Genomic DNA, 3070 nt, shown 5'->3' with positions numbered 1-3070 from the left:
CGGTATATCGGCCGGTTGGCGGCGCGGCCCGGCTCAGCAGAACTTGCCACACTGGCGTTATGCTAGCGGCTTCGCCTACCTCGAGGAGCAATTGATGAAACCAACTACGGGATCGATGATCACGTTTAGCCGCCCTGACGGCAAAGATGTTCAGGGTTATCTGGCCAAGCCGAAACAACCGGAGGGCGCGCCTGCCATCGTCGTGATTCAGGAGTGGTGGGGGTTGAACGACCAGATTCGCGGCGTGGCCGATCGGCTGGCGCAGGCCGGTTATCTGGCGCTGGTGCCTGATCTATATCGCGGCAAATCGACGCTGGAAGAAGAAGAGGCGCACCATCTGATGAGCGAGCTGAACTTCGGCGACGCCGCTACTCAGGATGTGCGGGGCGCGGTCCAGTATCTGAAGCAGCATTCGGCGAACGTCGGCGTGACTGGCTATTGCATGGGTGGCGCGCTTACGCTGCTCGCGCTATGCAATATCCCTGAAGTGTCGGCCGGGGTGGTCTGGTACGGCTTCCCGCCGCTCGAGTATATCGACGCCTCGAAAATCAAAGTGCCGGTTCTCGGTCACTGGGCGACGCAAGACGAGTTCTTTCCGGCTGAAACGGTCGACGCCCTGGAAGCCAAGCTTACCGAGGCCAATGTCGACATCGAGTTTCATCGCTATCTTGCGCACCATGCGTTCGCGAACGAAACAGCAGTCGGCCCGGGCCGTATCGCCAAGACCCAGTTCGACCCGGCGTGGTCGCAGCAGGCCTGGGACCGCACGCTGACGTTCTTCGGCCGCACGCTCTGGAAGTAGCAGGAAAGCGCGAGGCTGCGTCATGAGGTGAACGCCAGCGGCGAGCGTGCGCGCCGCTGGCTGAAGACCCGCGAACTGGCGAACATCGACGTGACGGTCTCGGGCGACGATTCACCGGAGCTCGCGGATCCACTCGCACGCGGCAAGCTTGACCTTGCGTTTCTGCGGAGCCTCACATGCCTCTAGCGATGCGAAATGCGGCCCTGATGCTGCTGACATCTTCGGCGTTGGGCGCCAGTGCTGATGTGCAAGCCAGCTCCGGCTCCGGTTGCGATGAGGGCTGCAACACGCGCGGCCAGCTCCTCGATCATCGCGTCACGTTACGGCTCAGTGCCGCCGCACTGTCGAGCTTGCTTGCATCGAACGCAGCCGGCCGGCAACTCGAGCAGATCGCCGGCGCGCCCGCTTGCAGTGTGGAGATCGTGACCTTCCGCTACCGGACCATCGGCGGCGCGGGCGAGCCCACCACCGCGAGCGGCGCCTTGATGATGCCGGGCGGACAGCCGGCCGCGTGTAGCGGCCCGCGTCCGCTGATGCTTTACGCGCATGGCACGAGCGCATACCGCAACTACAACATCGCCGATATCACCCGAACGGAGCCGGGCAACGGCGCCGGCGCCGGCGAAGGCCTCGGCGTTGCCGCCATGTACGCGGCCCAGGGCTATATCGTCGTGGCGACCAACTATGCCGGCTACGCCGGCTCCGATCTCGCGTACCACCCTTATCTGAACGCCGGCCAGCAATCCGCCGATGTGATCGACTCGCTGCGGGCGGCGCGCGCCGTTCTGAATGAAGCGAAGCCGCAAAGCAGGACGCGCGAGAACGGCAAGCTGTTCGTCACCGGCTATTCGCAAGGCGGCTTCGTGGCCCTGGCGACGCATCGTGCTTTGCAAGCGGCCGGCGTCAAGGTCACCGCATCCGCGCCGGGGTCGGGTCCCTATGCGCTCGCCGCTACCGCGGATGCGCTCATCGAAGGCGAAGTGAATCTGGGTTCGACGCTGTTCACGACCTTGATCGTGACGGGCTACCAGCATGCCTATCAGACTATCTATCGCAAGCCGGACGACTTCTATGAAGCGGCCTATGCCCCGGAGATCGAGAATCTTCTGCCCAGCCTGCAGCCGCTCGATACCCTCATCGCGCAGGGGAAATTGCCGTCGACGCATCTCTTCAGCAGCGTTCCTCCCGCGCCGCAATTCGGATCGATGACGCCGCCGGCGTCTCCACCTCTCGCTCCGCCCGCGCTGACACCTTTGTTTGCCGCTGGATTCGGCAACGCCAATCTCGTGCGCAACGCGTATCGCCTGAGTCTTCTGGAAGACGCCGCGGCCAATCCCGACGGCGCATTTCCCAACAGCACGGTTGCCATGACACCGGCGGAGAATCCCATGCATCCGCTGCGTCAGGCGTTCAAGCGCAATGACTTGCGCAACTGGACGCCGCGAGCGCCGGTTCTGCTGTGCGGCGGCGGCTCGGATCCCACCGTGTTTTTCTTCAATGCACGTATCGAGCAGGCCTACTGGCAGAACGCCAAAGTGCCGGCAGGGCTGACATCCGTGCTGGATGTGGACTTGCCGGCCAGTGGCCCCAATGATCCGTACGCGCCCATCAAGCTCGGTTTCGCCAGCGCGAAAGCGACGCTCGCAAATCGGGCCGTGGCCGGCGGTGCAACCGACGGCGGTGCTTCAGCCGTGCTGCGGGCCTATCACGGCGAACTGGTCGCGTCGTTCTGCATGCTCGCCGCGCGGGCTTTCTTCGCTAAATTCTGAGTCGCCGGCGGCGTATCGCTGCTATCGAGCGTGCCGCTCGATCTTCGCGGACCCAAGGCTAGCTGCACGCACGAGCGATCGATAGAATTGCCCAGCGCCAGGCCGTGTAACCTTCTCGATGCAGCATGTCGGCAGACCCGTCGTGCGACATTGGCAAACATCAAAGGAAACCTGAACGTGGTGAAGATCGACCCAGACCGGTTGCTGACCGATCTCAAACAGCTGCGCAGCTTTGGCGCCACGGGACCTGGCGTCGTGCGTCTCGCGCTCTCGCCGGTGGACCTGGCGTCGCGTCGGTGGCTGGCCGGGCGTATGGCGCAGGCGGGACTCGATGCCGTTATCGACGGCGTCGGGACCGTGTTCGGCCGCTCCCGCAAAAGCGGTCCCGCGCTAGTCGTCGGCTCTCATACCGATACGCAGCCCACGGGCGGTTGGCTCGACGGCGCGATGGGCGTGATCTACGGGTTGGAGATCGCTCGCGCGCTGGGCGAGAACGAAG

The 3070-nt window shown here is 64.2% G+C and carries 2 protein-coding genes and 2 pseudogenes; all 4 read left to right on the top strand.

Annotated features, from left to right (window positions below; genetic code table 11):
* The first annotated feature begins 94 nt into the window (after nt 1–94).
* Nucleotides 95–802 (top strand): dienelactone hydrolase family protein, encoded by a 708-nt coding sequence (locus QOC89_RS12555; protein WP_323045305.1) that lies wholly within the window; start codon nt 95–97, stop codon nt 800–802.
* 72 nt (nt 803–874) lie between these two features.
* Nucleotides 875–973: pseudogene (locus QOC89_RS31865) on the top strand (LysR family transcriptional regulator); the annotation flags it as partial.
* A 5-nt stretch (nt 974–978) separates the two neighbouring features.
* The gene (locus QOC89_RS12545; protein ID WP_323045303.1) at nt 979–2571 is read left to right on the top strand and encodes an alpha/beta hydrolase; all 1593 of its coding nucleotides are present in this window, start codon (nt 979–981) and stop codon (nt 2569–2571) included.
* A gap of 177 nt (nt 2572–2748) precedes the next feature.
* Nucleotides 2749–3070: pseudogene (locus QOC89_RS12540) on the top strand (Zn-dependent hydrolase); the annotation flags it as partial.

Source organism: Paraburkholderia sp., from assembly GCF_034668105.1.
Classification (GTDB): domain Bacteria; phylum Pseudomonadota; class Gammaproteobacteria; order Burkholderiales; family Burkholderiaceae; genus Paraburkholderia.
Note: the sequence above shows the minus strand (reverse complement) of the source record. Positions and strands in the feature narration are given on the sequence as shown.

What these genes read in the sequence shown, in the direction of transcription:
- QOC89_RS12555 (WP_323045305.1), top strand. Translation starts at nt 95, where the DNA reads ATGAAACCAACTACGGGATCGATGATCACGTTTAGCCGCCCTGACGGC.
- QOC89_RS12545 (WP_323045303.1), top strand. Translation starts at nt 979, where the DNA reads ATGCCTCTAGCGATGCGAAATGCGGCCCTGATGCTGCTGACATCTTCG.